Consider the following 26978-nt stretch of genomic DNA (forward strand, 5'->3'; position numbering starts at 1 on the left):
TTAGGGCCGGGTTCTCGACAGATGTGCTGCCCACCCCTCCCCCAGCGGGGGAGGGGCACGGGGTGGGGGCCAACCCGCAGCCGCCAAGAACGCAACGAGGGTCGGGGCAGAGCCACCAAGAGCCACAAAAGATACCACAAACATCTGTTTGTGCCTCTTGTGTCTTTTCGTGGCTATTCAACCCGCACCGCAGGCCGCATAACCCCTATGACCGCAACCGGCCCTGCTCGACATCATACTTGCCGGCCAAATCGTCTTGCACCGTCTGCGGCGCGCGCTCGACCCCGGTCAGGTAGGCGGCTCGATCCAGCATGTGCGCCGCCACCGGCGCCGTCAACCAAAAGAAGGCGATCAGGGCGATCATCTTCGCTGCCGCGATCAGATCGCCATGATGCACAGCTACGGCCAACAGCACGCCAATAATCCCTAACGTACCGGTCTTGCCGCTAGCGTGGACACGGGTATACAGATCAGGCAGCTTGATAATCCCGATCGACGAGATAAAAATAAATCCTACGCCGATGGCAGCCAGCGCCAAGGTCACGATCTCTTTCAGTTCCATCAGCTTCGCCCCTCTTCGATATAGCGCGCCACGGCCACCGTCCCTAGAAAACCGAGCACCGCGACAATCAAGATCGCATCAACCAACGCCAACTGATCGGTAATCACCACATAGAGCGCCACCAACGCCACCACGTGGTTCATAATCGCGTCAAACGCCATTGCCCGATCAGGAATGCTCGGCCCGATCAGCAAACGGGCCGTCACGATCACCATCGAGATCGCCAGTACACCCATTAAGCCAGCGATCAGCATTTCAAACAACGTCATGATGATTGACCCCTACGGTAACAGTTCCATCACCCGCCGCTCGAAGTTCTGCTTGATGTCATCGCGCACCGCATCGGCGTCTTGCACATCAATACAGTGAATGTAGATCGTGCGTCGATCGGTCGAAATATCGAGCGAGACGGTGCCCGGCGTCAACGTAATCAGATTCGCCAAGACGGTAATCCCGGCATCACTCTTGACATCGAGCGGGATGGCGATAATGCCGGGGCGAATATCGGCGACGCGCCGGAAGAGCACGATCCGCGCCATGTCAATATTCGACTTTACTACACTCCACAGCGCAAACCCAATAAACGCGATCCACTTGAAGGTTAGGCGGGCGTAATTGCGCGTATCCATACGCGGGCGACCGAGCCCGCCATTGACAAAGGGAACGCTCAAAAAGCGGCTCGCCAGTGCGACAATCCCGTAGCTAAGGGCCAAGCCAACGATGAGATCGGGCAAGGTAAAGCTGCTTTGCAGCGCCATCCATGTGAGGGTAAGAATGAGCACTAAGACGATCATACCGCCCCCTTTACTTCAGCGCCGCCCGATACACCGCTTCACAACCATCTGCGCCACAAACGGCGGTAATGTAGACATTGCGGTCAAACGCCTGTTGGCCGGCAATCGTGTTGTAATCCACCAACGGCCCGGCCAGTAAGCCCAGCGCCACGCTGAGGATCACCAGCGCCGCTCCCGGCGCCAACAACCCGAACGATACCCGCGGCAAGCGATTGACATCATCGTACGACTTTTTCCAGAAGACCTCGTTCCAGATTTTGAGCATCGAGAAGAAAGTCAGAATGCTGGTGCCGGCGGCCACGGCGGTGATCAGATACGCCTGCTGGCTGACGCCAACCTGCAAGAGGATCAGCTTGCCGATAAAGCCGCTGAGCGGCGGGATGCCGGCCAGCGACAAAATGCCAAGGAACCAGAACAGCGCCAATAGCGGTTCGCGGCGGGCCAAACCACCCATCTTCTTCAGATCGCCGGTGCCGTAGATCTGCTCGGCGGCGCCGCCAATGAAAAACAGCGCCATTTTGACAATCATCACGTGCGCAGTAAAGACCAAGCCGGCGGCCAAGCCGGCGGCGCTGGCTAAGCCCAACCCCATCACGCTATACCCGATCTGGCTGATGATGTGAAAGCTGAGGATACGGCGCACATTCATCTGCGCCACCGCTCCCAACACGCCAATCACCATCGTCAGACCGGCCAGCAGCGTGAGCCACGGCCCGTAGGTCGCCAGTTCATTCTGGAACATCAACCCAAATGTCCGGTAGAGTGCATAGACGCCAACCTTCGTCATCAACCCGCTAAAGATAGCAGTGACAGCGACCGGCGGGGTGTGATAACTGGTAGGCAGCCAGAAGAAGAGCGGCACAATCGCGGCTTTGCTGCCGAACGCAAACAGAAAAATCCCAGCCAACACGGTCTGCAAGCCGGGGTTGGCGAGGGTCGCCATGCGCTCGGCGATATGGGCCATATTGAGCGTACCGGCGAAGCCGTACATCAAGCCGCAACCAAATAGAAACGCAGTGCTGCCGAGCAGATTGAGCACCAGATACTTCAATCCGCCCTCAAGCTGATCACGGCTGCCGCCGAGCGTGATCAATCCAAACGACGCCACCAACAACACTTCAAACCAGACGTACAGGTTAAAGAGATCACCGGTGAGAAAGGCGCCGCTCACCCCAAGCAGCAAGAGCAGCAACAGCGGATAATAAAAGTGCTGTTCCCGTTGCTCGTCAACCGAAGCGAAGCTATAGAGGATGGTCGTCAGCATCAGCAACGCGGCCAGCATCACCATCAGCGCGCTCATGCCATCGGCCACCAACGAGATGCCAAACGGCGCCAGCCAACCCGACGCTTGCGCCACCAATGGCCCGCTTGCTGGCGCCACGCTCATCAACCACAGACCGTAGCCAAGGTTGATCAAGACGCTGATCAGCGTGATGGCCCGCGCCACGATGCGCTGGCGGTTGAACAAGACGGCCAGCGCCGCCCCGATCAGTGGCGTGATGATCGGAATAAAGAGATGAAACACCATGTCTATATTCCTATGCTACAACCGGTCAGTTGTCGAGAGATCATCCAGATCGTCGCTGCCCACAGCCTGATTCGAGCGATAGGCCAGCGCCATCACAAAGGCGGTAAAACCAAAGCTAATCACAATCGCGGTCAGGATCAGCGCCTGCACCAACGGATCGGCAGAGCCGGGAGGGGGCTGACCAGCGGCATCCACCAGTGGCGACGCCCCGCGGCGCACCCCATCACCCATCGTAAAAATGAGCAGATTGACCCCGTGGCTCAACAAAATCAAGCCAAGAATCAGCTTCACTACCGAACGGCGCAACATCAGATAGGTCGCGCCGGCAAAGAGCGATCCGATCGCAATCGCTAACAAGATAATCATGCCCCCTCCTCTTGCTCGACCGGCGCTGGTTTCATCGCCGGCAACGGGAAGAGTGACGGCTCTTCAACCAGTAACAGCGCGATTTTCGTCGTCACGCCAATGACGGTAAAGTAGACCCCGATATCAAACAGCACCGGCGTGCCGATTTTGCCCACACCGGGGATCGGTTCAGGCAACCAGAACGCCTGCATATAGGGCAGACCGGCAACCATTGCCGGCAACCCCCAAATCGCGCCGAAGAAGACGCCAAACGCCGCCAATAGCAGATAGTTGACTGGCAAGATGCGCCGGGCCGTTTTGGGGCCAAACGCCACCATTTGCAGAATGATCGCGCTGGAAGCCAGCAAGCCGCCGATAAAGCCGCCGCCGGGTAGATTGTGCCCGCGCAGCAGCATATAGATCGAGAGCAGCAACAGCAGCGGCATCATCAGCCGGCTGACCGTGCGCAGGATCAGCGAATCGTACAGCGCACTATCTCTTGGTGTCGACCGGCTCGGCGGCCGGTTCGGCAGTGGTGACTCGTTCCGGTGCAACATCGTTCTTCCCCTGTCGTAAACGGAGCAAGCCGTAGATGCCTAACAGAGCAATAAACAAAACGGTAATTTCGCCCATGGTGTCAAAGCCGCGGAAGTCAACCAATATTACGTTGACCACATTGGCGCCTTTACCCTTCTCAAGACTATTCTCAAGGAAGAAGGGGGCCAAGGGCGCGAACGCATCGTTGGTCGCCGTCGCCAACACCAACCCGGTTATCAAGAGGCCCATGGCCGCCGCCACAATCGCGTCGCGGCGGCGCACCCACGCGGCTGAAAAGCTCTCGAACCGCACCGGCAAGACCGAAAAGACCAACAGCAGGAAGACGGTCGAGAGCACTTCAATCAGCAACTGGGTCAACGCCAGATCGGGGGCCGAGAAGAGCACAAACAGCAGCGACACCATCGCCCCCACCACGCCGGCGGCGATAATCGCCCCCAAGCGCGTGCGGGCCAGAATCGTCGCCAGCACGCCAACCGGGATCAGCGCCACGGCCAGCACTTCGTAGAATTGCAATTGCGGATCGAGATCAAACCGGATCGCGCCGAGGCCGAAGCTGGCAAACGGCACACCAACAAAGAGCAGCATCGCTAGCGCCGTGACCAAGATATAACGGCGCAAGCGACCCTCTTGGATCGTGCGGGTCAGCGCCGTCGCGCCGGCCAGTGTGCGCTCAATCAGGCGATCGAAAATCATATCGCCGCGCGACCATGCCGGCCAGCCACGCATGTTCGCCAACTGCTCGCCAAAGCGGGCTAACCCGACACCAACCGCAATCGCGCCAAGACTGACCAGCAGCGCCGTATTAACGCCATGCCAAAGGGCTAATTCAACCTCAAGCGGCTTGCCGTAGATGGCCGTGCTCGCCGGCCCAATCAAGCCGCTGATTGGCCCTAGCAAGGCCAGCGGAATGATCAGCGACAGCGCCGCCGGCACGCCGGGGCCAATCAGCATGCCCGGCACGGGGTCGGTGACGTGCTGCTGCATCGCCGCCATGCTGCGCTGGCCAAGGAAGGTATTGCTGAATAACCGCCAACCAGTGACCAGATAGGCCGCCGCCGTCACCGCGATCGCCGCCACCGCCAGCACGCTCAGGGTTGCGCCGAGATCGGTTTCGAGCGCCGCTTCCAGCATTAACTCTTTGGCGACGAAGCCGAACATCACCGGAATGCCGCCAAACGAGAGCAAGGCCAACGCGGTAATCACCATCGTCTGCGGCATATAGGCCCGCAACCCGCCCAGCCGGCGCAGATCGCGCGTGCCGCACTCGTGATCGATCACGCCGGCCAGCATAAACAGCGCCGACTTGTACAGGGCGTGGGCCAAGATGTTGGTCGCCACCCCTTCAGCGCCATACTTGCCGCCCAAACCGATCTGCATCGTCAGCGCGCCGAGCATGCTGATCGTGGTGTAGGCTAGCATCGCCTTGAGGTCAAACTGGCGCATCGCCACAATCGCGGCGAAGGTCATCGTGGCGCCGCCGACCACGGCCAGCGTCACATCCCATAGCGCCGTGCCGCCCAACGCCGGGCTCAGCCGCGCCATCAGATACACGCCGGCCTTAACCATGGTCGCCGAGTGGAGAAAGGCGCTGGCCGGGGTGGGAGCTTGCATCGCCCCCGGCAGCCAGAAGTGGAAGGGAATCTGGGCCGATTTGGTGAAACAGCCGAGCAAGATCAAGATTACCGCCGCCGGGTAGAGCGCATGCGCCCGCAAGACATCGCCGGCAGCCAAAATATCGCGCAGCTCGTAGCTGCCGGCGGCCTGCCCCAGCAGCAGCAACCCGACCAACAGCGCCAACCCGCCGCCGCCGGTCACCAACAGTGAGTGCAACGCGCCGCGCCGCGCATCGGCATAGTCGTGCTTGTAGCCGATCAGCAGGTACGACGTAACCGAAGTCAACTCCCAGAAGACGAACATCGTCAGCACGTTGCCGGCCAGCACCAGACCGAGCATCGCGCCCATAAACAGCATCATGTAGGCTAAAAACCGGCCAAGGCCGCTATCAGCGCCGAGGTAATGGCCGGCGTAGCCGACGATCAACGTGCCGATACCGGTGATAATCAGCGTAAAGAGCAGGCTCAAGCCATCGAGGGTAAAACTCAGATCAAGCCCAAGAGCCGGCACCCACGCGATCCGTTCGACGATCTGGCCGCCTTCCCACACTGGCCCGGCCTGCGCCAAGGTCAAGCCAAAGATCGCCAATGGAATGAGGGCCAAGCCCCACGCGATGCGATCACGACCGGGCAAGCGGGCCAACAACGCCAGCGGCGCAGCAGCCAACGCAATCAACACAAGCGGATAGAGCATGCTCCCCTCGACCAACGTGCAGAAACCAATCCAATACCGTGATAGAACACCGGCGCCGGCTCGATCCATCCTCACCGGCGCAATGCAGCAAGTTTCAACGATCGGTAGTGTGTCATTGTGCGAGTTAGGCAGATCATCATCGCCAAGCGCCGCGACCCATTGGTTGCCTATCTCGCCGCATCACTGCTAGCGCCAGATATGATGTTGTAGCCAAACCAGACCTACGATCGCGGTCACAGGCATCGCTGCATGGCTGCCAGATTCATCACTCAACATTCCACAAGGGTTTGGGTCTGCTGCCATTGTACCCGAAAATGGTTGAACTGTCACAAGACGATGCCTCTACCATCACCGCGCCTATTTCTGGTACAGTTATGGCGAAGCGACCGTGATCCATAAGCTGAAGAGTACGATCCCATGAAAACTGCCATCCAATCACGCCTGCACCGGATACTATTCGCCGCCGGCATCATCCTGATCGGATTAGCATTCCTCACTGCTTGCGGCGAGCCATTGCGCGAACGCACGATCGAAGTGACCGCCACCGAGATGCGCTTTGATCCGGATCGGGTCGAAGCCCAAACCGGCGAACAGATTTTTCTCCGGCTGCGCAACCGCGGCCAAGTCGTCCACAGCCTGACCATCGAGCTGCCGAGCGGCGATCGCACCGTTTCGGCTGATCCGGGGGTAGACGCGATTCTGGCCTTCCGCGCCCCCGCCCCCGGCGAATACCGGTTTTATTGCCGCATCCCCGGCCACGAAGCCCAACAAGGGGTACTGGTCGTATTGCCGTAAAACCCCCGGTAGAGCCGCACGGCCGTGCGGCTCCCATAGCCGTGCGGATCACCCCGCGCGGCCTGCGATTACGCCCCCGGCGTCGCCCAATCGCGCCGCCGCACCGCATTGAGCGCCAACACCAGCAACGTAATCGCCGTGATCGGCAACACAAACAGCGCCATCACGCTGCTGAAGGCCGGCAAGGCATCGTGCTGGGTAGCAGCCAAGATCAGGTAGGCGGTATATGCCACATAGTACCCAAGGAAGAGCGCCCCTTCCCAACGATTAATGCTAAGGCCGGTGACAAAGATTGGCAGCGCCGCAAACGCAACCGCGATCATCACCGGCAGGTCGAAGGTAATGATCGAGGGGGCGACCGTCAAGCCGCCGGGTGTCACCAGCGCGGCAAGGCCGAGAATGCCGAGAATATTGAAGACATTGCTGCCGATGACATTCCCGATCGCAATATCACGCTCGCCCTTGAGGGTGGCCACAATCGAAGCAACCACTTCGGGCAGCGAAGTGCCTGCCGCCACGATGGTCAAGCCAATAATCACATCACTCACCCCAAAGGCTCGCGCCAGCGTGGTTGCGCCCTCGACCAGCCAGTTCGAGCCAAGGGCCAGCAAGCCCAACCCGATCACGATAAAACCGATGCTGGTCAGCCATACCTTGGCGCCACCCTGCGCCGGCAACTTCTCCGGACCGAACTCTTGGGCAAATTCAGCCCGCGCCTCGGCGCTCTCTTTCCGGCTGGCGTAGATTGACCACACCGTATAGCCGATCAGCAAGCCAAACAAGAGCACGCCATCCAACAAGCCGACGTTGCCATCGAGCGCAAGGCCGGCCAGCAGCAGCGAAACGGCAATCATAAACGGCACCTCGCGCCGGATGAGCTGCACCGCTACGATCAGCGGGCTAATCACTGCGCACGCACCGAGAATGAAGAGAATGTTGAAAATGTTACTCCCCACCACATTGCCGACCGCAATATCGCTCTTGCCGGCCAAGCCAGCCTGAATGCTGACGGCCAATTCCGGCGAACTGGTGCCAAACGACACCACCGTCAACCCAATCACTAGCGGCGAAATACCGGCCAGCGCCGCCAACTGGCTCGAACCGCGCACTAATAGTTCACCGCCGACCGTGAGCAGCGCCAGCCCGCCAATAAGCAACCCGATTGTGATCACATCCATACGGCATGTCCATTGTTGATTCCTAAACCAATATACACAATTGTTTAGTATATCGATAAAGAACGAACTTGGCGAGGGCGGTTCTTCGCCATCATAGCTACCGCCCACCCGTAGCATGGGTGGGAAATTTTCCCCTATCAGAAACGGCAAAAATACGCTATAGTGCAAACCGTTGGGGAGTAGCCGCCTGCTTCGGGCAGGTTGATGCAATCGTCAAGACGGAATCCTCGCATTCCCGGTTGCATCGAGTACTGGAGTACCAGACTGGCGAGACCGGCGCAGTGGTGAGCTGCCGTCGGCTCGCTTTTTTATTGTGATAAAACGTATCACATGCACAGGGAGAAGCAAAACCATGTTCGATGCAGTATGGGTCTGGGTCGGCTTTAATCTTTTTGTCTTGGCCCTGCTCGCAATTGATTTAGGCGTCTTTCACCGGGAAGCGCACGAAGTTTCCCTGCGCGAAGCAGCCATCTGGAGCGTCGTTTGGGTTTCGTTGGCCTTGCTCTTGAATCTGGGGTTGTACCTCTTCTGGGATACCATCATGCCGAATAGCTCGCTCAGCGCGAGCGATGCCGGGCTGGCCTTCTTAACCGGGTATCTGATCGAGAAAGCGTTAAGCGTTGATAACATTTTCGTCTTTGTGCTGATCTTCTCGTACTTTGCGGTACCGGCTAAATACCAGCATCGGGTGCTCTTCTGGGGCATTCTGGGTGCGCTGATCATGCGCGGTTCGATGATTTTGGCCGGCGCGGCGCTGATCAAGCAATTCCACTGGATTATCTGGATCTTCGGCGCGTTCCTGATCTTTACCGGCATTCGTATGGCCACGGCCCAAGATGAGCAGATCGAGCCGGAGAAGAACCCGGTGGTGCGCCTGTTCCGCCGCTTTATGCCGATTAGCGATCGCTACGACGGCCAGAAGTTTCTGACCCGCCAGAATGGCGTATTGATGGCGACCCCGCTCTTGCTGGTGCTGGTGATGGTCGAAACCACTGACCTCATCTTCGCCATCGACTCGATTCCGGCCATCTTTGCGGTGACGCAAGATCCGTTTATCGTCTACACCTCAAACGTCTGCGCCATTCTGGGGTTGCGCGCGCTCTACTTTGTGCTAGCCGGCGTCGTCCACCTCTTCCACTACCTCAAGCTAGGGCTATCGGTGGTGCTGGCGTTTGTCGGGGTCAAGATGCTGTTGCCTGATCTCAGCGCAGCGATCGTTGGCGTGAGCTGGAAGATCCCGACCGGGGTGTCGTTGGGGGTCGTCGCCACGATTATTGCCGTGTCGATTATTGCCTCATTGGTGCGAGCGCGCGGGGCGGAAGCCGGTGAACATGCCGCCTCATCGTAGCCTCGTCTAGCCGTCTGAATGTTCGTTGCGCCAATCGGCTTCATCATCGTGCCCAGCAGGAACCAGCTCTGCGATCAATTCACCGATCTGGTCAGGGCATTCCTGCTGAGGCATATGGCCGCAACATTCAAGATGGATATACTGCCCGCGCCCTTCGAGCACCACTTCGGTGGCCTCGATACATTCGCCTGCGACGATCATGTCATGATCGCCAGCCATGAGAATAGTCGGCGTCGGACATTCACTGACCAGATCGAGATATTGATCAGCGCGGAAGAGCGCATCAACCGCCAGCCAGCGCAACGCCGAGAGGGTTGCCCGGCGTTGGCGCGCTTGGCACAGCCGCGCCCACACCCGGCGGCGCAGAAACCGCTGCTCGCGCGCCGGCAATTCGTAGAGATTGAAGTAGAATGGGCGCAAGCTCTGGAAGGCCAGCTCACGCGAGCGTCGCATACCGGCCAACATCAACTCGCCCACCCCCGGCAATAAGAGCGGCCACAGCCAGCGGCGTGGAAATTGGCGTTTGATCGGCAAGCAGCCGCTGATCAGAATTTGCTGTTGGATGAGCTGAGGCAAGCCTATGCTCAGACGCTGCGCAATCATTGCCCCCAATGAATGGCCAACTAACGTTACCTGCTGCAAACCGAGCGCCGCCATAAATTCGGCCATCGCGCGGGCAAAGAAGGTTAGGCTGTAACCGCTTTTAGGGCCGGAACTGCGGCCAAAACCGGGTAGATCAGGCGCAATGACGCGATAGCGCTGCGCGAGTGACGGAATGATAGACCGCCATGTATCGGCTTCATCGCCTAACCCGTGAATGAGCAGGAGCGTTGGCGCCTGAGCAGCGCCGGTATCGTAATAAAATAGTTCGAGATCACGAAGAGCAATCCGGCGAGCATACGGCACCAACATGGGGGGGATGTCCATCGTGGGATTTCTCTGCATAGCATTGGCTCATGGGCAAGCAACTTTGCTATATTTTATGCTACCTATTCTGATATGTCAAACATTTTGAGAATTGGGCGCTAAACTACTACAACAAAATTGTTGACCGATTTTAAATAAACCAGACCGCGTGCTGAATAAATCACTCATTATTTCGATTCACAAAAAGTTGTATCTTCTTTAGTAACAAGGCTCATCATACAAAAGAGCCACATTTCACCCGCTACATCACGCTTACGCCATATTTACACATAATATCACTATGGTTTAGCCCTGCGCTGTCACCAAACCCTCTCCTGCTCTATCCTGCTATCACCCCCCTCACTATTCCGTGCTACAATCGGGCATGCCGGAATGACCGGCAACGAATGACTACCAAGAGGAGCCGGCAATGCGCACAACCATTCGTGATATTCAGCAGATGCGCGATCGCGGCGAGCGGATCCCGATGGTGACCGCGTATGACTATACTTCGGCGCAAATCGCCGATCGCGCTGGCATTCCTATGATTTTGGTCGGCGATTCGCTGGGGATGGTGGTCTTAGGCCACGAATCGACGGTGCCGGTGACACTCGACGAGATGTTGCATCACACCCGCGCCGTCGTGCGCGGTGCGCGCAAGGCGTTGGTCGTGGGTGATCTGCCGTTTTTAACCTACGCCTCGCCCGAACAGGCCGTCATCAGCGCCGGGAGGATGCTACAAGAGGCGGGCGCGCAAGCGGTGAAGCTGGAAGGTGGTGTGCATATCGCACCGACGATTGCCCGGCTAGTGCATTTGGGAATTCCGGTGATGGGGCATATTGGCTTTACCCCGCAAGCGGTCAACCAAATTGGGTTGCGGGTGCAAGGTAAACGCGCCGCCGAGGCGCAGCAGTTGCTGGCCGACGCGCTGGCCGTGCAAGAGGCCGGCGCCTTTGCGGTTGTGATCGAGCTGGTGCCTGCCGAACTCGCGCAAGCGATTACCGAACGGCTACGGATTCCGACGATCGGGATCGGGGCCGGCGCCGGCTGTAGCGGGCAGGTGCAGGTCTGGCACGATATGCTCGGCCTGTACAGCGATTTTGTGCCCCGCCATGCGCGCCGTTACGCCAATCTCGCCGCTATCATCGGCGAGGCGCTGGCCCAATACGCCAATGATGTGCGCGCCGGCGCCTTCCCCGGCCCCGAACATAGCAGCCGGATGGATGCAGACGAACTGGCGGCGGCGTTGCGCCAGTTCGACGCCGGCGCACCGTCAGAGGAACCAGTCTGATTGTGCCGCTAGGAAGGGCGTAGCACCTGAGCCGCACTGCGCTGACCGGCTCAATTGCGGGGTCGATCCACAGGCGTAGATGGCGGGCCGCGGATGGGCCGTACTAAGCGGCGACCTAGCGCGCTCTTGCCAGCAATCTCTCGCGCTCAATCAGGCAATTGCCGCACTGCTGGCGGCGACTCGCAATGACATGCGAACCTTATCACATCTGTTCAATGAGGAATCGTATGGAAGTACTACATACTATCGCCGATTTCCGCCGCGCGCGCGCGGCCTTTGGCGAATTAGGCTTTGTACCGACGATGGGCTATCTCCACCAAGGTCACTTGGCGCTCGTCGAGCGGGCGCGCGCTGAATGCCCGGCGGTGGCAGTCAGCATCTTCGTCAACCCAACCCAGTTTGGGCCGCACGAAGATTTTGCCCGTTACCCGCGCGATACCGAGCGCGACTTGGCGTTGCTCGCCGCCGCCGGGGTTGATCTGGTCTTTGTGCCGCCGGTGGAAGAGATGTACCCACCCGGCTTTGGCACGTATGTCATCCAACCCGCCGCCGATGAAGTGCTGGAAGGCGCGGCCCGGCCCGGCCACTTTCGCGGTGTGGCGACGGTAGTGTGCAAGTTGTTTAACATCGTGCAGCCAACCAAGAGCTACTTCGGCCAGAAGGATGCGCAACAGACGGTGGTGATCCGGCAGATGGTACGTGACTTGAATATTCCGGTCGAGATCGTGGTCGCGCCGACGGTGCGCGAACCGGACGGGCTGGCGCTGAGCAGCCGGAATGTGTACCTCACCCCTGCGCAACGCGCTGCCGCGCCGGTGCTTTACCGGGCATTGCGGGCCGCCGCCGAACGCTACGCCGCCGGTGAGCGCAGCGGTGAGGCGTTGCGCGCGTTGATGCGCGAGGTGCTGGCGGCTGAACCGTTGGCGAAGCCGGAGTATGTGAGCGTGGCCCACCCGCTGACCCTGCGCGAGCTGGATCAGATTGGGCTAGAGGGGGCGCTGCTCTCGATGGCGGTGCGATTCGATGGCGTGCGGTTAATCGATAACTGGGTGCTGGAAGGGATGAGGTAGGGGCGTAGCGCGCTGTGCCCACAAGGCACAGCGCGCTGTACTCCTACCGGGTGGCGGCGATGGTGGCCTCGATGGCATCGGCGATGATGGTGACAATTTGGTCGATCTGCTCATAGGTGGTGACCAACGGCGGGGCGAGGCAGATGGTATCGCCGACAACGCGGGTGAAGAGACCACGCGCGGTCATCTCTTTCTGCACCCGCACGCCAACATTGGCGCTGGCTGGGAAGGGCGCTTTGGTGGCGGTATCGGCCACCAGCTCGATGCCGGCCATCATGCCTTTGCCGCGCACGTCGCCGACGTGCGGCAGCGCATACAGCTCTTGCAGCCGGCGCTGCATGTAATCGCCTACTTCGGCGGCGCGCTGCACCAGCCCTTCCCGCTCGATAATGGCGATATTGGCCAACGCCACCGCACAGGCGGTCGGGTGGCCGGAATAGGTAAAGGCGTGCATCCAGCGCTTATCGGGCGGAACCGACTCGATAGCTTCGTAGATGCGGTCACTGACGCCAATGCCGCCGAGCGGAATGTAGCCCGACGTGATCCCCTTGGCAAATTGGGCAATGTCGGGTTCGATGCCGTAGTGCTCTAGCCCAAACCAGCGCCCAGTGCGGCCAAAGCCGGTAATCACCTCGTCGCTGATCAGCAGCACCTCGTAGTAATCGCAAATCTCGCGGATCCGCTTGAAATAGTCGTCTTGGGGCGGAATGACGCCACCGGCGCCTTGCACCGGCTCGGCAATAAAGGCGGCGACGGTTTCCGGTCCTTCACGCAGGATCGCCTCTTCGAGCAGATTGGCGGCGGCCACGCCATCGCTGAGGTGCGGGGTCGGATTGACAAAACGGTAGGGGTAAGGCGACTCGATATGGATAAAACCGGGCACGCGCGGCTCAAACATCGGCCAGTAAGCCGGCAAGCCGGTGGCGCTCATAGCGGCCATCGTCACGCCGTGGTAGCCCTTCATGCGGGAAATGAACTTCACCTTCTCTGGCTTGCCAACCGCCTTCCAGTAGAAACGGGCCGTCTTAAACGAGCTTTCAGTGCTCTCGGCGCCGCCGGAGGTGAAGAAGAAGTGGTTGATGCTGGGGTAAAAGAGTTCGCTCAGTTTCCGCCCCAACTGAATAGCGGGCAGATTGGTCGAACCAACATACGACGAATAATAGGCCAATTGCTTCATCTGCGCGCAAGCGGCTTCGGCCAGCTCTTCGCGCCCATGGCCGACATTCACATTCCACAGCCCGCTCAGGCCATCGATATACTCGCGCCCTTCGGCGTCGATTACAATCGATCCACGGCCAGCCACCCAAATTTTCGGGTTCTGATGCGCCGTCGGATGGGTGAGCGAGTGGATCAGATAGTCATGATCGGCCTGAATCTGTTCCTGCAGGTTGTACACGCGCGCCTCCTCGTGGGAAATACTGGTGCTGATGATTGGATTGTAGCGGAGAAGCGCAGAGACGGCAAGCGAAGCATGGGGCGAAGAGCAAGAACGCAGTACAATAGAGGACAATGAATTCCGATGATGGAGAGCATTATGCGTTGGCGCACACAGATTGAATTGATCCGGCAGGCGCTGGCCGGGCCGCCGCCGCCACTCGAAGAGGTGCTGATCCTGCGCCGGCTTGATGGCGCGCCGTTGCGCCCATTCACGCCGCCACCGGGAGTCACGCCGCGCCAATCGGCGGCGTTGCTACTCCTCTTTCCGCGCGACGATCAATTGCACCTGCCGCTCACGGTGCGTTCGAGCCGCGTCACTACTCATCGCGGCGAGGTTTCGTTGCCGGGAGGCGGGATCGATCCCGGCGATGGCGGCGCTGCCGGCGCGGCGCTGCGCGAGGCGCACGAAGAGATTGGGGTTGATCCGGTGCAGGTGGAAGTGCTCGGCGCGTTGACTACCTTCTACATCCCGCCGAGCAACAACTACCTGACGCCAATCGTGGGGGCGTACCCAACGCCGTTTGAGCCGAACCACGACCCGGAAGAGGTCGAGAGCGTGTTTACGGTGCCGCTAGCTGCGCTGTTTGATCCGGCGACGGTGCGCGAAGAGATTTGGGAACGCAATGGCACGCGCATGCGCGTGCCGTTTTTCGCCCTCAACGGGTACAAGGTGTGGGGGGCCACCGCCCTGCTGCTGAGCGAATTTGTCGCCCGGCTGCAGCGGGCGGGGTGGGGACGGTGAACCGATGGCCATGCGATGGGTGTTGTCACCGATTATGAGGATGTTATCGTAAATTGCTGGGGCGTTCGCCCAACGTCACTGTCACATTCTGTTCTCGGCCGTCACGCAGGATGGTCAATTCGACCGTATCGCCGGGCCGGTACTGCAACAGCAATTGGCGCAGCGAGGTATTGTGATCGAGGCGTTGGCCATTGACGGCGGTGATAATATCACCCTCGCGCAGACCGGCCTGCGCCGCGGCGGTGTTGGGCAAGACAGCGGGCTGGCCGCCGAGGCCGGGATTAATAAACGCGCCGTTCTGTACCGGCAGATTGTACAGGGCTGCCACTTCACCGTCAATCATCAGATAGGTAATGCCGAGGAAGGGATAGCGCACCTGCCCCGTGCGGATGATCTGATCGGCCACGTTTGAGAAGATGCTGCTCGGCACCGCAAAGCCCAAGCCCTCGACCGGCGCGCTCGAACCAAACCCAAGCTCATTGCGCACAACCATCGTGTTAATACCGACCACCTCGCCCTTCAAGTTGATGAGCGGGCCGCCGCTATTGCCGCTATTGATAGCCGCGTCAGTCTGGATCAAGCCCTCCATCCCGCTGCCGGGAACCGAACGGTTCAGCGCGCTGACCACGCCAGCCGTCACCGTGTTACGGAAGTTGCCGAGCGGACTGCCGATCGCCAGCACCGTCTCGCCGGGTTGCAACGCTGCCGAATCGCCAATCACCGCCACGCCGGGCACCTCGCCATCAACCTTCAATACCGCAATGTCGTTGAGTGCATCAGTACCAACCACATTGGCTTGCCGGCGCACGCCATCGGCGAACAACACAAAGTAGCGACGACCGCCATCAACCACGTGATTATTGGTGATGATGTAGCCATCATTGCTGATAATCACACCACTGCCGCTGCCGCGACCGGTGCTGCTCTCAACCGTGACCGTCACCACGGCTGGAGCCACCCGCTTCACCGCTTCCACCATCGCATCCGACAGACTGACGACCACTGCATCGGACACTGCTGGCGATTGGGCAGGCGTAGCGGCGCTATTCGTTGTCGCCGCGACCGGTTGCGTCCGCAGCGATGTTACCGTCGCCGAGACCTGCGCGACGGTTTGGCGCGAAACGAGATAGCCGGCAACGCCGCCAGCGGCGCCGCCGCCGGCGACGCCGATAAAGATGCCAAGCAAAAAGACAAAGATCAATGCCAGCCGATTGACATTCATAATCAAACCTCCTCTGCTTCTGGCGACACCCGTCGCCATCGCTGCGGGTATCATCGCGCGCCAATTTTAATCTTGGGTTAGAAGCAAGTAAGAAGTTGATAAGATTCGATCGGAGTGTCCGCGGTAACGCACAGACGCTGATAGCGAGCGTCTGTGCGCTACAACCTCAACGCGGTATATTAAGCAAATCGCGCAAAGCCGGTTCGAGGGTGGGGAAGCGGAACTGATACCCCAGATCGAGCGCCTTGCGGGGCACGGCGTTTTGGCCATTGACCACCAGATCGGCCATTTCGCCGAGGGCGATACGCAGGCTAAACTCAGGCACCGGCAACCACGACGGCGAACCGAGCACTTTGCCGACCACAGCGGCGAAATCGCGGTTGGCCAGCGCACCGGGAGCGGCGGCGTTGAGCGGGCCGCGCACGCGCTCGTTTTCCAGCGCAAAGCGGATCAAGCCGATCTCATCAGCCGGATGGATCCACGGGTAGACCTGCGTGCCGGGCAAAATCGGGCCGCCGGTGAGCAGCTTGAACGGTAGCATAATCTGCGGCAATGCCCCCGAATCGGGATCGAGCACCAGACCGGTGCGAAGCATCACCGTGCGCACACCCAACGCTTCGGCTTTGGCCGCCTCAGCTTCCCATGCCACGCAGACCTGCGCCAGAAAATCGCGTCCGGGAGGCGAGTTCTCATCGAGGGGCGTGTTATCGCGGTAAAAACCGTAGTAGCCAACCGCTGACGCGCAGACAAACACGGCTGGCCGTTGCTGGGCCGCCGCCATCGCGTTGACGATGCCGCGCGTGCCGATCACCCGGCTGTTGCGAATCTCCGTTTTGTATTCGGGTGTCCACCGCATACCGAGCAAGCCGGATGAAATCGGTGCGCCGGCGAGATGGACGACACCCCATGCACCGTTGATAGCCGCAAACCATGGCCCTTGCTCGGCGGGTTGCCATGCTACATAGTCGGCAGCGCCGGGCAACGACGAACGGGCACGGGCCGGATCACGGCTAAAGATCACAAGCTCGTAATCGTTGCGGAGTTCGGCGACCAATTTGCGACCGATTAAGCCGGTCGCCCCAGTAATGACAATGCGTTTCGTGCTCATATTAGCATCGTACCATGTTCGGCGAGACTGTCAATGATGTTCCGGTTATGGAGTGCGGCAGTTTAACTGCCGTACTCCAAAGCGGGAGATACGCAAAAGGCGCAAACAATAACAACCTTTGCGCTCTTTGCGTCCTTTGCGCCTTTGCGTTCACAATCTCTGCACCTTTGCTTGCTTTGTGCCTTTGCGTTGACTCCCTCACCCCCCAGCCCCGCTCCCCTGCTGGAGGAGGAATGCCCCCACCCCGTGCCCCTCCCCCGCTGGGGGAGGGGTACACTCACCCCCCGGCCCCCGCTCCCACTGGCGCGTTCAAGGGCGGACAGAACCTTTGTCCAGCACCCGGCCCTGAAGGGCCGGGCTAGGCTTACGAAGCCCGCTGCGCGAGCTGCTGACCCTCACCCCCCGGCCCCGCTCCCACCTGACGGCAGGAGCGGGGGAGTCGCTAGGTTGCCGCCGTAGCGCGCCTACTACCCCTGTTTGTGCGGGCCGGCGGCCCGCGCTCCGGTGGGCCGGGTGGCGCTGGCGGGAAAGATTTGCCGCCGCGGGAGCGAGAGGGTGCGGTACTGCGCAAGGTTATGGAATGCGGCAGTTTAACTGCCGCGCTCCATAGCAAGGATTGCCATTGCTGAAGCGGAAGCGTGCTGTGAGGGATATCTTCGCTCGCAATACAAAACGAAAAACAGGTTTGGCAAATCACGACTTCGCTCTTATGATGTAAAGGCAACGCAGATTGGCCGTTCATACTAATGGCAGACCGGATTCTCACGCTGAAATTCTGCGCACCGGCATGGCACAAACCTTGCGCCCCCAACGCCGCTTTTGGTCTACACTCGAAGAGCAGGTGACTGCTCCGAGCGACCAGCGCCGCACCCTCTATCAGAGCCTGCAACGCCGGCTGGCCACCCACCCAGCCGGCGAAGGCGGGGTGTGGAGCATTTTGCGCCAACGCGCCGACCCGGCCCAATACCGGCCTCAGCGGATCGAAGGGGTGATCGAAGAGACGCTGAACGAAGGCGGCCAGCAGGTAACGGTGCTGCGTAGTCCGAGCGGGCATTACCTGCGCCTGAGCGCCGCTGAGCGTGAGATTTGGCAGGCGATGGACGGCAGCCGGACGATTGCCCAATTAGCGACGATGGGCTTTCTGCGCTTTAAGCAATTGTTGCCCATCGCCGATTTAGTCGATTCGTTGCGCACACAGGGATTTCTAACCGACACCCCAACCGGCATCTACCAGCGTCTACGCACCCAGCTCGAACAGCGCACGGCGGAGGGCTTAGGCCAACGCCTCCTTAGCCTCACCCATGGGCGGAGTTTTGCGTTTACCGGCGCTGATGCGCTGTTTGACGGATTGTACCGCTGGATTGGGCGCTGGCTGTTCAACCGCTTCTTTGCCGGATTGCTCGGCATCATCACCGTGATCGGCGTGATCTGCTACTTTTTGCCGGGCGTGAGCGGCAGCGACCTGATCAGTGGCGAACAGTTTGCGCTCGACTTTTTGATGTTGGGCATTGCACTGTTTATCACCCTCACCTTGCACGAAATTGCCCACGGCTTGGCGGTGAAACACTTTGGCCGGCATGTGCCGCGAGCGGGGATTATGCTCTATTTCGGCATGCCGGCAGCGTTTGTCGATACCAGCGACATTTGGCTCGCACCGCGCCATGCGCGCATTCTGGTGTCGCTAGCCGGCCCGCTCTGCGATTTACTGATCGGATCGATTGCCGCGATCATCGCATGGGCCGCGCCTGACACCCTCGCCGGGGTGTGGATGCGCCGGATTGCGACTGCTTCGTACCTGACGGCGCTATTTAACTTCAACCCGTTGCTTGAACTCGATGGCTATTTCATTCTGGTTGACGCTTTGCGCTTGCCGAATCTGCGCAACCGGGCGCTCGCCTTTATCGGCGGCCCGTTCTGGCAAAAACTCCGCACTGGCGCAGCGCTCAACCAAGAAGAGCGCATCTTCGCCGGCTATGGCTTGCTGAGCGCGATCTACACCGGCGTGGCGATCGTGATGGCAACCCTCTTTTGGCAACGCCAATTCGCCAGTATGGTCAGCGAATTGTGGGCCGGGGGCTGGTTCGGGCGGCTGCTGGCGGTGGCGCTGTTTGTGCTGGTCATCGCGCCGTTGGCGGTCGGGGTGGTGTTAGCTGGATGGGGGATGATCCGGGTCGCTGCCGAGTGGCTGGCCCGGCGCGGTTATGGGCGTAACCCGCTGATTGTGGCGAGCGCGTTTGGCGCGCTGGCATTGGCGGTTAGCCTCTTGCCGCTGCGTTTCGGGCTGAGTTGGGGAACCGGCGCTTTGCTGACCACGCTGTGGGTAGTGGCGGTTATTACTCAATGGTACCTGCAACGCGACTACGAAGGGGCGTGGATCGGGCGGGCGCTGGCCAGCTTCTTGCTGATCAGCGTGATCGAAATGGTGGCGCAGGCGGGATATTTGCTCGCCCCTGATGCAGTACGGCTCTGGTCGGGGATGGAGATTGCTGGCTATGCGCTGCTGCTCTTGGCCGGTTTTGTCGCGCTGCTCGATGTGGATTTGCACCAACAGCGCAGCGGTGAATTGATCGCCAGCGCCTTTCTGCTCACCCTCGCCTTCCCCGCCGGCGCAACCGCTGCCGAAATCATCCGCGTGGCGCACCCCGAGTATAGCCCGTTGTGGGCCTTGATCGCTGCTGTGCCGATTTACAGCGGTGTAATCGGGCAAGCGTTGCTCTTGCCGCTGCTCATTAGTTTGCGCGATGCGCGGCTCTTCTGGAGCTGGCTGTTGCTCTGGTTTGGCATTCTGATCCAAATCGGCAGCTATTTGCTGGAATTGTTGCCGGTGTGGCGAAACACGCCACCGGCGTTGGCGCTGCTGGTGTTGGCCGCCGGCTTGTGGGCAGCGGCGTGGGCCACCCACCTCGTTACCTTGCGCAGCATCAGCCTGAGCGGGTTGAGCTGGCCGTTGCAACCGGCGTTGGGTGAGAAGGTGCGGCTGCAAGATGCCTTCCGTCACATGTACATCGGTATGTACCGCCTGTTGCGGGCAAACTACGGCGTGCAGCGCACCAGCGCGCTAGATAACCGGATGGATGTGCTGGCGGCGACGGCCAACTGGGAAATCACCTTTGATCGCGATCAAGTGCGGATCAGTCCGACGGTGCTGGCGATGCCGCTCGATACGCAAGCAGCACGTTATGCCGAGATTCTGCGTTACACCGTCACGACGCTGGAACAACTGGCGGGACGGGCGTTTGCCCGCCGCGCGCTGCTCGCATCGTATGACGCCTTGCCGTGGCCGGAACGCGAGGCGCTTGACCGGCACTGCCTTGCCCAGATGCCGTGGGCTAACGAAATCTCACAGGCGTTTGGCGATGCGCGGGAAGCGCGCCTGCGCTTGCTGCGCCAGATTGAGCTGTTTGCCACCTGCGACGATCGTGAGTTGCACGAGCTAGCGGCGGCCTTTGTGCCGCAACGGGTGGCTGCCGGCGAGATGTTGCTGCGCGCCGGCGAACCGCCGCGCGGGATTTGGGTGATCGAGGCAGGTGAAGTGTTGGAGCGAAATGGCGATGTGGTGCGCGAACTGCACCGTGGCGACTATTTTGGCGAGTTGCAAGGCCAAGGGGTGACGGAGTGCGAATATCGGGCCAGCATTGAGAGTGATCTGCTGTACTTGCCAGCGGGCGAATTGCAACGGATGCTGCGCGAAGCGGCGCCGCATACTGCGGAGGGGGCTGAACTGCTGAACCGCATGCGACTGCTTGAGCGGGTGCCGTTGCTGGCCGATGTACCGCGCGCCCAACTGCGCGAGCTGTCCCGTAACGCCGAACAGATGACGGTTGCCCCGCGGCAGGTGATTATCCGGCAGGGGCGGGCGAGCGGCAAACTCTATATTATTGCGCAAGGTCAGGTTGCGGTGTTGCGGCAGGAAGAGACCGAACAGGGGCCGCGCGGGCCGGCGCGACTGGTGGCGCGGCTCGGCCCGGCGGAATTTTTTGGCGAGATGGAGCTGTTGCGTGGGACATTGCCGATCGCTAGCGTGGTGGCGATCACGCCGCTTGAGCTGATTGCCATTCCGCATCAGGCAGTGGCGCAGTTAATCTTGGGCGGCGACCGGCTCACGCGCAAGCTCGAACAGATCAGCAGCGGGCGATTGCTTGAGCTGAAAGCGCGCGGGGGGAGTTGACCGCGGAGAGCGAAGTTTTTTTACCTTACCACAGAGAGCGCGGAGGGCGCAGAGGGGTTTTTACCGCAGAGAGCGCGGAGGGCGCAGAGAGGGTAAACGCCCCCCACATTCACCCCCTTGCCCCATCACCTTCGCGTGCTTTGCGCCCTCTGCGGCTTTGGCAATGCCCCCACCCCCAACCCCTCCCCCGCTGGGGGAGGGGTGGACAGAACGTTTGGTCGAGTACAACCATTCATCGCGATGTTCTCCACTCCCCTCTCCCGCGCCAGTGAGAGAGGGGCCGGGGGTGAGGGCGAACCAGCGCATCGCAATGCCATCAATTACATCTACGCTCATACGTTCTGTCCGCCCTTGCACCCGCTGGGGGAGGGAGACGCCCTTCTCGCAACGAGCGGGCAAAGCGCTCGCAGCCATCGCCTGTTTGGGCGGACGGCGGATATGCAGACAGCGATCCCGTGCTCGCAGGGGATTGCTTCGCCGCCTCCGGCGGCTCGCAATGACAATAAGGGAGCAGGGGCGTGGCCCCTCCCAGTCCGCTCCCGGCGGGTTAAGGAATGGACAGACATCCGGTCACACACAACCGTTGATCGCTGTGCAATGCCTCAACGCTTAGCTCTGCTCCCCTCTCCCGCGCCAGTGAGAGAGGGGCCGGGGGTGAGGGCGAACCAGCGCATCGCAATGCCATCAATTACATCTACGCTCATACGTTCTGTCCGCCCTTGCACCCGCTGGGGGAGGGAGACGCCCTTCTCGCAACGAGCGGGCAAAGCGCTCGCAGCCATCGCCTGTTTGGGCGGACGGCGGATATGCAGACAGCGATCCCGTGCTCGCAGGGGATTGCTTCGCCGCCTCCGGCGGCTCGCAATGACAATAAGGGAGCAGGGGCGTGGCCCCTCCCAGTCCGCTCCCGGCGGGTTAAGGAATGGACAGACATCCGGTCACACACAACCGTTGATCGCTGTGCAATGCCTCAACGCTTAGCTCTGCTCCCCTCTCCCGCGCCAGTGGGAGAGGGGCTGGGGGTGAGGGCGAACCAGCGCATCGCAATGCCATCAATTACATCTATGCTCATACGTTCTGTCCGCCCTTGCACCCGCTGGGGGAGGGGCGCGGCTAACAGGAGTATGTATTTACGGCGTTTTTTTACCGCAGAGGACGCAGAGGGTTGCATACCGCAGCGGGCGCAGCGGACGCAGCGATCGTTCAACCCGAAAGGTGATTGACTCAGGCCCGATGATCGGCTATACTGGTGCGCAAACGATTGCGCAAACGATTGCGAAACAAATATGACCACGATTCGCGAAGTCGCGTTGCGAGCGGGAGTCTCACCCTCAACGGTCTCGCATATCATCAACAATACGCGCTTTGTCGCGCCGGAAACGCGCGAGCGGGTATTGGCGGCGATGGCCGAGTTGAACTACCGGCCGAACGTGCTCGCGCGTTCGCTGCGGCGGGGGGAAACGCACACGCTCGGCCTGATGTTGCCCGATAGCGCGAACCCGTTCTTTGCCGAAGTGGCGCGTGCGATTGAAGATGCCGCTTTTCGGGCCGGTTATAACGTCATTCTCGGTAATACGGAAAACGATCTGGCCCGTGAGCAAGTATATGTTGATGTGTTTGTGCAAAAGCAGGTTGACGGGTTGATCTTTGTGGCAACCGGTGATCAAAGCCCGTCGCTCGAAGAGTTGCTGCGGCTTGAACTGCCAGTGGTGGTGGTTGATCGGCAACTGCCCGGCCTTCAGGTTGACGCGGTGTTGACCGATAACTTGCAAGGCGGATTGTTGGCCACTCGATACCTCTTGAACCATGGCCATCGCCGGATTGGCTGCATTACCGGCCCGTCGCACCTCACCCCAAGCGCCGAGCGGGTGGTCGGGTACCGGCAAGCGCTGGTCGAAGCGGGCATAGCGATTGATGAAAGGTTGATCCGGCGCGGTGATTTTCACCCGCATTCGGGGTACGCCCTCACCCACGAATTGTTGCGCCTTGACCAACCGCCAACGGCGCTGTTTGTCTGTAACGATATGATGGCGCTCGGCGCGTTGCGCGCGCTGGCCGAAGCCGGTCTGCGCGTGCCGGCTGATTGCGCGGTGGTCGGGTTTGATGACATTGAGCTCGCTTCATACGCCAATCCGCCCCTCACCACGATTCGCCAAGATAAAGCAGCGTTAGCTGCCACTGCGGTGCAGTTTCTACTTGAGCGGATCGCGGATCCGAGCATACCGGCGCGCACGCATATCGTCGCGACCAGTTTGGTCGAACGCCAATCAGGAGGAGCATGCCGATGACCCCAACAATCATTGTGGTGGGTAGTCTGAATATGGATCTGGTCGTGCGCGCGCCGCGCCACCCGCAACCCGGCGAAACGCTGATTGGCAGCGATTTTCAGACCTTTCCGGGGGGCAAAGGGGCGAACCAAGCAGTTGCGGCGGCCCGGCTCGGTGCGCGGGTGCGGATGATCGGGCGGGTAGGGGTGGATGCGTTTGGCGAGGCGTTGCTGGCTGCGGCCCAAAACGATGGCGTTGATACGACCTTTGTCCAGCGCGACCCCGACCACCCGACCGGCGTGGCGTTGATCACCCTCGACGCGCACGGGCAAAACACGATTGTGGTGGCGCCGGGAGCCAATATGCAGGTGCGTGAAGCTGATGTGGAGCGGGCCGAAGCCGTCTTTGCCGGCGCAGATGCGCTGTTGATGCCGCTCGAATGCCCGTTGGAGGCGGTGATGGCGGCAACGCGCCTTGCGCGCAAATATGGGGTGAAGGTCATCCTTAACCCGGCGCCAGCCCGCCCGTTGCCGGCTGAGCTGCTGGCCCAACTCGATTACCTTGCGCCTAACCAGCCGGAGTTGCAAACTCTGGCAGAGGGCGAACCCGATGTAGCGGCAGCGATTGCGAAGCTGCGCCAGCAAGGGGTGCAGAATGTCGTAGTCACGCTGGGAGAAGCCGGCGCGCTGCTGGTGAGCGATGATCAATCGGTGCAGCTACCGGCGTTTCAGGTGCCAGTGGTTGATACGGTGGCCGCCGGCGATGCGTTTGTGGCCGCGTTTTGCGTTGCACTGGCCGAAGGCAAGCCCCCCCGCGAAGCCGTGCGGTGGGGCAATGCCGCCGGCGCGCTAGCCGTGACCCGCGCCGGTGCGCAGCCGTCGTTGCCGTCACGGGTGGAAGTGGTGCGGTTGTTGGAGGTGCAGGTGATATGAAAAAGACCTTGTTACTGAATACAGCGCTCTCGGAACTGATTGCTAGCCTTGGTCACGGCGATATGGTGGTGATTGCCGATGCCGGCCTGCCGATACCACCTGAAACGCGCCGGATTGATCTCGCCCTGTGCCGGGATATGCCCCCGTTTCTTGACACAGTACGCACGGTGTTGAGCGAAATGCAGGTCGAGCGCGCGATCATTGCCGAAGAGACCGGACGCCACAGTCCCCATATCCAGACTGCGCTGGCGCAGATGTTACCGGCAACGCCATTGGAAGAGATCAGCCATGCTTCGCTCAAAGAGCTGTGCCGGCAAGCGCGCGCTGTCGTGCGCACCGGGGAATTTACGCCGTATGCGAATGTGATTTTAGTGGCCGGGGTCGTGTTCTAGCGACACTAGCGAGCAGATAGGGAACCGAGCATGCGATCATTCCCGCTGAGCAGCGATCGCTTCGATCGCCGCACATTTGGCCAACGGTTTGGTCTGGCGCTGATCTTTGTCTTGTTGATGCTGGCGCTGGCGCTCCTCTCTGACCGGTTTTTGACGCCGGCCAATTTGACAAACATTCTGCGCCAAACGGCCATCAACGGCATCATCAGCGCCGGGATGACGTTGGTGATCTTAACAGGCGGGATCGATCTCTCGGTGGGATCAGTGCTGGCCTTATCGGTAACGATCGGCGCGGCGTTGATGAAACAGGGTTGGCCGGTTGAGCTCAGTGTGCTTGCCGCACTGGCGACCGGCGCCGGCCTTGGCTGCATCAATGGCGTACTGATTACACTGGCGCGCATCCCGCCCTTCATTGCCACGCTTGGGATGCTCACGATGGCGCGCGGCTTGACGCTGATGTACACCCAAGGCCAGCCCATTACCGGTTTTCCGGCAGCGTTCCGTTGGCTTGGCGCCGGTGATATTGCCGGCATCCCCGTGCCAATCGCGCTCATGCTGTTGGTCTTCGTGGCCGGCGGATTCTTGCTCTATCGCACCAGCTTCGGCATGCAAATCTATCTGCTCGGCGACAATCCCACGGCTGCGCGCCTGACCGGGGTACCGGTCAACCGGCTGACGGTGCTGGTGTACACCATCTCAGGGTTCTGCGCCGCCTTAGCCGGCTTAATTCTGATTGCCCGGCTCGACTCGGCCCAACCAACCATCGGCCTTGGCTACGAACTCAACGCGATTGCGGCAGTTGTGGTCGGCGGGGCCAGCTTTAGCGGCGGCGAAGGCGGGCTAGTGGGCACGTTACTCGGCGCGCTCTTGATCGAAACGCTCAACAACGGCCTCAACCTGCTCAATGTCTCATCGTTATGGGAGCAGGTGGTGAAAGGGGTGGTGATTGCGCTGGCCCTGCTGCTCTATCGAGCGATTGGCTCGCGCAATAGTCGATAGCTGAACGGAAAGGAGGGCTTATCGCCGCAAAGGCAGCTTGTTTCTCATCGCGCAAACGTTTTCGTACTGATGACATCGAGGAGGATTGAGAGCAATGAAGCACCTGATACGCGCAATCGTCGCACTGGCACTCATCACGCTCGCTGCCTGCACCAACACCGGCCCGGCAGCCTCACCAACCGCAGCGCCGGCGCAGGGCAGCGGCGAGATCACGATCGGGCTCGTCATTTCCACCCTTAACAACCCCTTCTTCGTCACCTTGCGCGACGGCGCGCAGCGCGCCGCCGACGCAGCCGGCGTCAAACTTACGATTGTAGATGCTCAAGATGACTCGGCCAAGATGATCGCCGGGATCGAAGACCTGATTACGAAGAAGGTCAATGCGTTGATCATCAACCCGACCGACTCGGACGCGGTGGTGCCGGCGATTCAGAAAGCGAACGCCGCTGGCATTCCGGTCTTCACGGTTGACCGCGGCGCCAATGGCGGGACGGTGGTGAGCCACATTGCGTCGGACAACGTAGCCGGCGGACGGATGGCGGCAGAATTCCTCTGCAATGCGATTGGCGGCAAGGGCAAAGTGGTGGAATTGCAGGGCATTGCCGGCACCTCGGCGGCCCGCGATCGCGGCCAAGGCTTCAATGAGTATATGTCAACCTCGTGCAAGGGCGTCGAGATTGTCGCCCAACAGACGGCAGACTTCAACCGCGACCGCGGTCTGCGCGTCTTCGAGAACATCTTGCAGGCCCAGCCGGAAATCAATGGCGTCTTCGCCCACAATGACGAGATGATTCTCGGCGCGATTCAGGCGGCGGAAGCGGCAGGCCGCAGCGGCATCGTCTTTGTCGGCTTCGACGCGATCGACGATGCCACCAAAGCGGTGCAAGAGGGCAAATTGGCGGCCACCGTCGCCCAACAACCCGATCTGATGGGCCAGATTGCGGTTGAAACAGCCGTCAAGTACCTGAAGGGTGACAAGGTCGATGCCTCGATCCCGGTGCCGTTGAATCTGGTGACGAAGTAGGCCTT

Annotated in this window: 23 protein-coding genes; 11 read left to right on the forward strand and 12 right to left on the reverse strand. The window is 60.4% G+C overall.

Going from position 1 to position 26978, the window contains the following annotated elements; genetic code table 11:
* Positions 1-205 precede the first annotated feature (205 nt).
* Genes mnhG through mbhE form a run of 7 tightly spaced genes read right to left on the reverse strand, consistent with a single transcriptional unit; the run spans position 206 to position 6094 of the window.
* A complete protein-coding gene (gene mnhG, locus A6A03_RS07020; RefSeq protein ID WP_066785501.1) occupies positions 206-562 on the reverse strand; it encodes a monovalent cation/H(+) antiporter subunit G in 357 nt (118 codons plus the stop codon).
* Positions 562-831 (reverse strand): MrpF/PhaF family protein, encoded by a 270-nt coding sequence (locus A6A03_RS07025; protein WP_066785503.1) that lies wholly within the window; start codon positions 829-831, stop codon positions 562-564. The genes mnhG and A6A03_RS07025 overlap by 1 nt, the downstream gene beginning before the upstream one ends.
* 12 nt (positions 832-843) lie before the next feature.
* Positions 844-1356 carry a Na+/H+ antiporter subunit E gene (locus tag A6A03_RS07030; RefSeq protein WP_066785506.1) on the reverse strand — a complete coding sequence of 171 codons (513 nt, stop codon included), beginning with the start codon at positions 1354-1356 and terminating at the stop codon, positions 844-846.
* A 10-nt stretch (positions 1357-1366) separates the two neighbouring features.
* Complete coding sequence (locus A6A03_RS07035; protein WP_066785507.1) at positions 1367-2884, reverse strand: proton-conducting transporter transmembrane domain-containing protein; 1518 nt, start codon at positions 2882-2884, stop codon at positions 1367-1369.
* Between the two features lie 15 nt (positions 2885-2899).
* Positions 2900-3250 (reverse strand): sodium:proton antiporter, encoded by a 351-nt coding sequence (locus A6A03_RS07040; RefSeq protein ID WP_066785510.1) that lies wholly within the window; start codon positions 3248-3250, stop codon positions 2900-2902.
* Entirely contained in the window at positions 3247-3786 is a 540-nt protein-coding gene (locus tag A6A03_RS07045; protein WP_066785513.1) for a Na+/H+ antiporter subunit B, read from the reverse strand. The genes A6A03_RS07040 and A6A03_RS07045 overlap by 4 nt, the downstream gene beginning before the upstream one ends.
* Positions 3722-6094 (reverse strand): hydrogen gas-evolving membrane-bound hydrogenase subunit E, encoded by a 2373-nt coding sequence (gene mbhE, locus A6A03_RS07050; protein WP_066785516.1) that lies wholly within the window; start codon positions 6092-6094, stop codon positions 3722-3724. Before mbhE ends, A6A03_RS07045 begins: the two co-directional genes overlap by 65 nt.
* 417 nt (positions 6095-6511) lie before the next feature.
* Here mbhE and A6A03_RS07055 point away from each other — a divergent pair, with 417 nt between their 5' ends.
* Positions 6512-6889, forward strand: a complete 378-nt coding sequence (locus tag A6A03_RS07055) for a cupredoxin domain-containing protein (RefSeq protein ID WP_066785518.1) — start codon at positions 6512-6514, stop codon at positions 6887-6889.
* 68 nt (positions 6890-6957) lie between these two features.
* Here the strand turns inward: A6A03_RS07055 and A6A03_RS07060 are convergent, their stop codons facing one another.
* A complete protein-coding gene (locus A6A03_RS07060) occupies positions 6958-8067 on the reverse strand; it encodes a calcium/sodium antiporter (RefSeq protein ID WP_066785521.1) in 1110 nt (369 codons plus the stop codon).
* Between the two features lie 352 nt (positions 8068-8419).
* Here A6A03_RS07060 and A6A03_RS07065 point away from each other — a divergent pair, with 352 nt between their 5' ends.
* Positions 8420-9415, forward strand: coding sequence for a TerC family protein (locus tag A6A03_RS07065; RefSeq protein WP_066785523.1), 996 nt, complete (start codon positions 8420-8422; stop codon positions 9413-9415).
* A 6-nt stretch (positions 9416-9421) separates the two neighbouring features.
* On the opposite strand, the gene A6A03_RS07070 is transcribed toward A6A03_RS07065, so the two are convergent.
* Complete coding sequence (locus tag A6A03_RS07070; protein ID WP_066785527.1) at positions 9422-10360, reverse strand: alpha/beta fold hydrolase; 939 nt, start codon at positions 10358-10360, stop codon at positions 9422-9424.
* A 391-nt stretch (positions 10361-10751) separates the two neighbouring features.
* Here A6A03_RS07070 and panB point away from each other — a divergent pair, with 391 nt between their 5' ends.
* Entirely contained in the window at positions 10752-11612 is an 861-nt protein-coding gene (panB, locus tag A6A03_RS07075; protein WP_066785530.1) for a 3-methyl-2-oxobutanoate hydroxymethyltransferase, read from the forward strand.
* Between the two features lie 227 nt (positions 11613-11839).
* Positions 11840-12682, forward strand: a complete 843-nt coding sequence (gene panC / locus A6A03_RS07080) for a pantoate--beta-alanine ligase (protein WP_066785533.1) — start codon at positions 11840-11842, stop codon at positions 12680-12682.
* Between the two features lie 43 nt (positions 12683-12725).
* On the opposite strand, the gene A6A03_RS07085 is transcribed toward panC, so the two are convergent.
* Positions 12726-14078, reverse strand: coding sequence for an aminotransferase family protein (locus A6A03_RS07085; RefSeq protein ID WP_066785535.1), 1353 nt, complete (start codon positions 14076-14078; stop codon positions 12726-12728).
* 138 nt (positions 14079-14216) lie between these two features.
* On the opposite strand from A6A03_RS07085, the gene A6A03_RS07090 reads away from it, so the two are divergent.
* Positions 14217-14861: an NUDIX hydrolase gene (locus tag A6A03_RS07090; protein WP_066785656.1), complete on the forward strand. Its 645-nt coding sequence runs from the start codon at positions 14217-14219 to the stop codon at positions 14859-14861.
* Positions 14862-14904: 43 nt separating this feature from the next.
* Here the strand turns inward: A6A03_RS07090 and A6A03_RS07095 are convergent, their stop codons facing one another.
* A complete protein-coding gene (locus tag A6A03_RS07095) occupies positions 14905-16083 on the reverse strand; it encodes a S1C family serine protease (protein WP_066785537.1) in 1179 nt (392 codons plus the stop codon).
* Positions 16084-16249: 166 nt separating this feature from the next.
* Entirely contained in the window at positions 16250-17191 is a 942-nt protein-coding gene (locus tag A6A03_RS07100) for a TIGR01777 family oxidoreductase (RefSeq protein WP_066785539.1), read from the reverse strand.
* 787 nt (positions 17192-17978) lie between these two features.
* Between A6A03_RS07100 and A6A03_RS07105 the strand changes: the two genes are divergently transcribed.
* The 6 genes from A6A03_RS07105 (at position 17979) to rbsB (ending at position 26973) form a co-directional block, all read left to right on the forward strand.
* Entirely contained in the window at positions 17979-21359 is a 3381-nt protein-coding gene (locus tag A6A03_RS07105; RefSeq protein WP_066785542.1) for a cyclic nucleotide-binding domain-containing protein, read from the forward strand.
* Positions 21360-22645: 1286 nt separating this feature from the next.
* The gene (locus A6A03_RS07110; protein WP_066785544.1) at positions 22646-23647 is read left to right on the forward strand and encodes a LacI family DNA-binding transcriptional regulator; all 1002 of its coding nucleotides are present in this window, start codon (positions 22646-22648) and stop codon (positions 23645-23647) included.
* Entirely contained in the window at positions 23644-24558 is a 915-nt protein-coding gene (gene rbsK / locus A6A03_RS07115) for a ribokinase (protein WP_066785552.1), read from the forward strand. The genes A6A03_RS07110 and rbsK overlap by 4 nt, the downstream gene beginning before the upstream one ends.
* Entirely contained in the window at positions 24555-24950 is a 396-nt protein-coding gene (rbsD, locus tag A6A03_RS07120) for a D-ribose pyranase (RefSeq protein WP_066785555.1), read from the forward strand. The genes rbsK and rbsD overlap by 4 nt, the downstream gene beginning before the upstream one ends.
* A gap of 30 nt (positions 24951-24980) precedes the next feature.
* On the forward strand, positions 24981-25949 hold the full coding sequence (locus A6A03_RS07125) for an ABC transporter permease subunit (protein ID WP_082908933.1): 969 nt from the start codon (positions 24981-24983) through the stop codon (positions 25947-25949).
* A gap of 94 nt (positions 25950-26043) precedes the next feature.
* The gene (gene rbsB / locus A6A03_RS07130) at positions 26044-26973 is read left to right on the forward strand and encodes a ribose ABC transporter substrate-binding protein RbsB (RefSeq protein WP_066785560.1); all 930 of its coding nucleotides are present in this window, start codon (positions 26044-26046) and stop codon (positions 26971-26973) included.
* Positions 26974-26978 lie beyond the last annotated feature (5 nt).

This window comes from Chloroflexus islandicus, from assembly GCF_001650695.1.
In the GTDB taxonomy this organism is placed as follows: domain Bacteria; phylum Chloroflexota; class Chloroflexia; order Chloroflexales; family Chloroflexaceae; genus Chloroflexus; species Chloroflexus islandicus.

Excerpts from the sequence above, each read along its gene's own strand:
- mnhG (WP_066785501.1), bottom strand. The coding sequence starts at position 562 with ATGGAACTGAAAGAGATCGTGACCTTGGCGCTGGCTGCCATCGGCGTA.
- A6A03_RS07025 (WP_066785503.1), bottom strand. The coding sequence starts at position 831 with ATGACGTTGTTTGAAATGCTGATCGCTGGCTTAATGGGTGTACTGGCG.
- A6A03_RS07030 (WP_066785506.1), bottom strand. The coding sequence starts at position 1,356 with ATGATCGTCTTAGTGCTCATTCTTACCCTCACATGGATGGCGCTGCAA.
- A6A03_RS07035 (WP_066785507.1), bottom strand. The coding sequence starts at position 2,884 with ATGGTGTTTCATCTCTTTATTCCGATCATCACGCCACTGATCGGGGCG.
- A6A03_RS07040 (WP_066785510.1), bottom strand. The coding sequence starts at position 3,250 with ATGATTATCTTGTTAGCGATTGCGATCGGATCGCTCTTTGCCGGCGCG.
- A6A03_RS07045 (WP_066785513.1), bottom strand. The coding sequence starts at position 3,786 with ATGTTGCACCGGAACGAGTCACCACTGCCGAACCGGCCGCCGAGCCGG.
- mbhE (WP_066785516.1), bottom strand. The coding sequence starts at position 6,094 with ATGCTCTATCCGCTTGTGTTGATTGCGTTGGCTGCTGCGCCGCTGGCG.
- A6A03_RS07055 (WP_066785518.1), top strand. The coding sequence starts at position 6,512 with ATGAAAACTGCCATCCAATCACGCCTGCACCGGATACTATTCGCCGCC.
- A6A03_RS07060 (WP_066785521.1), bottom strand. The coding sequence starts at position 8,067 with ATGGATGTGATCACAATCGGGTTGCTTATTGGCGGGCTGGCGCTGCTC.
- A6A03_RS07065 (WP_066785523.1), top strand. The coding sequence starts at position 8,420 with ATGTTCGATGCAGTATGGGTCTGGGTCGGCTTTAATCTTTTTGTCTTG.
- A6A03_RS07070 (WP_066785527.1), bottom strand. The coding sequence starts at position 10,360 with ATGCAGAGAAATCCCACGATGGACATCCCCCCCATGTTGGTGCCGTAT.
- panB (WP_066785530.1), top strand. The coding sequence starts at position 10,752 with ATGCGCACAACCATTCGTGATATTCAGCAGATGCGCGATCGCGGCGAG.
- panC (WP_066785533.1), top strand. The coding sequence starts at position 11,840 with ATGGAAGTACTACATACTATCGCCGATTTCCGCCGCGCGCGCGCGGCC.
- A6A03_RS07090 (WP_066785656.1), top strand. The coding sequence starts at position 14,217 with ATGCGTTGGCGCACACAGATTGAATTGATCCGGCAGGCGCTGGCCGGG.
- A6A03_RS07095 (WP_066785537.1), bottom strand. The coding sequence starts at position 16,083 with ATGAATGTCAATCGGCTGGCATTGATCTTTGTCTTTTTGCTTGGCATC.
- A6A03_RS07100 (WP_066785539.1), bottom strand. The coding sequence starts at position 17,191 with ATGAGCACGAAACGCATTGTCATTACTGGGGCGACCGGCTTAATCGGT.
- A6A03_RS07105 (WP_066785542.1), top strand. The coding sequence starts at position 17,979 with ATGGCACAAACCTTGCGCCCCCAACGCCGCTTTTGGTCTACACTCGAA.
- A6A03_RS07110 (WP_066785544.1), top strand. The coding sequence starts at position 22,646 with ATGACCACGATTCGCGAAGTCGCGTTGCGAGCGGGAGTCTCACCCTCA.
- rbsK (WP_066785552.1), top strand. The coding sequence starts at position 23,644 with ATGACCCCAACAATCATTGTGGTGGGTAGTCTGAATATGGATCTGGTC.
- rbsD (WP_066785555.1), top strand. The coding sequence starts at position 24,555 with ATGAAAAAGACCTTGTTACTGAATACAGCGCTCTCGGAACTGATTGCT.
- A6A03_RS07125 (WP_082908933.1), top strand. The coding sequence starts at position 24,981 with ATGCGATCATTCCCGCTGAGCAGCGATCGCTTCGATCGCCGCACATTT.
- rbsB (WP_066785560.1), top strand. The coding sequence starts at position 26,044 with ATGAAGCACCTGATACGCGCAATCGTCGCACTGGCACTCATCACGCTC.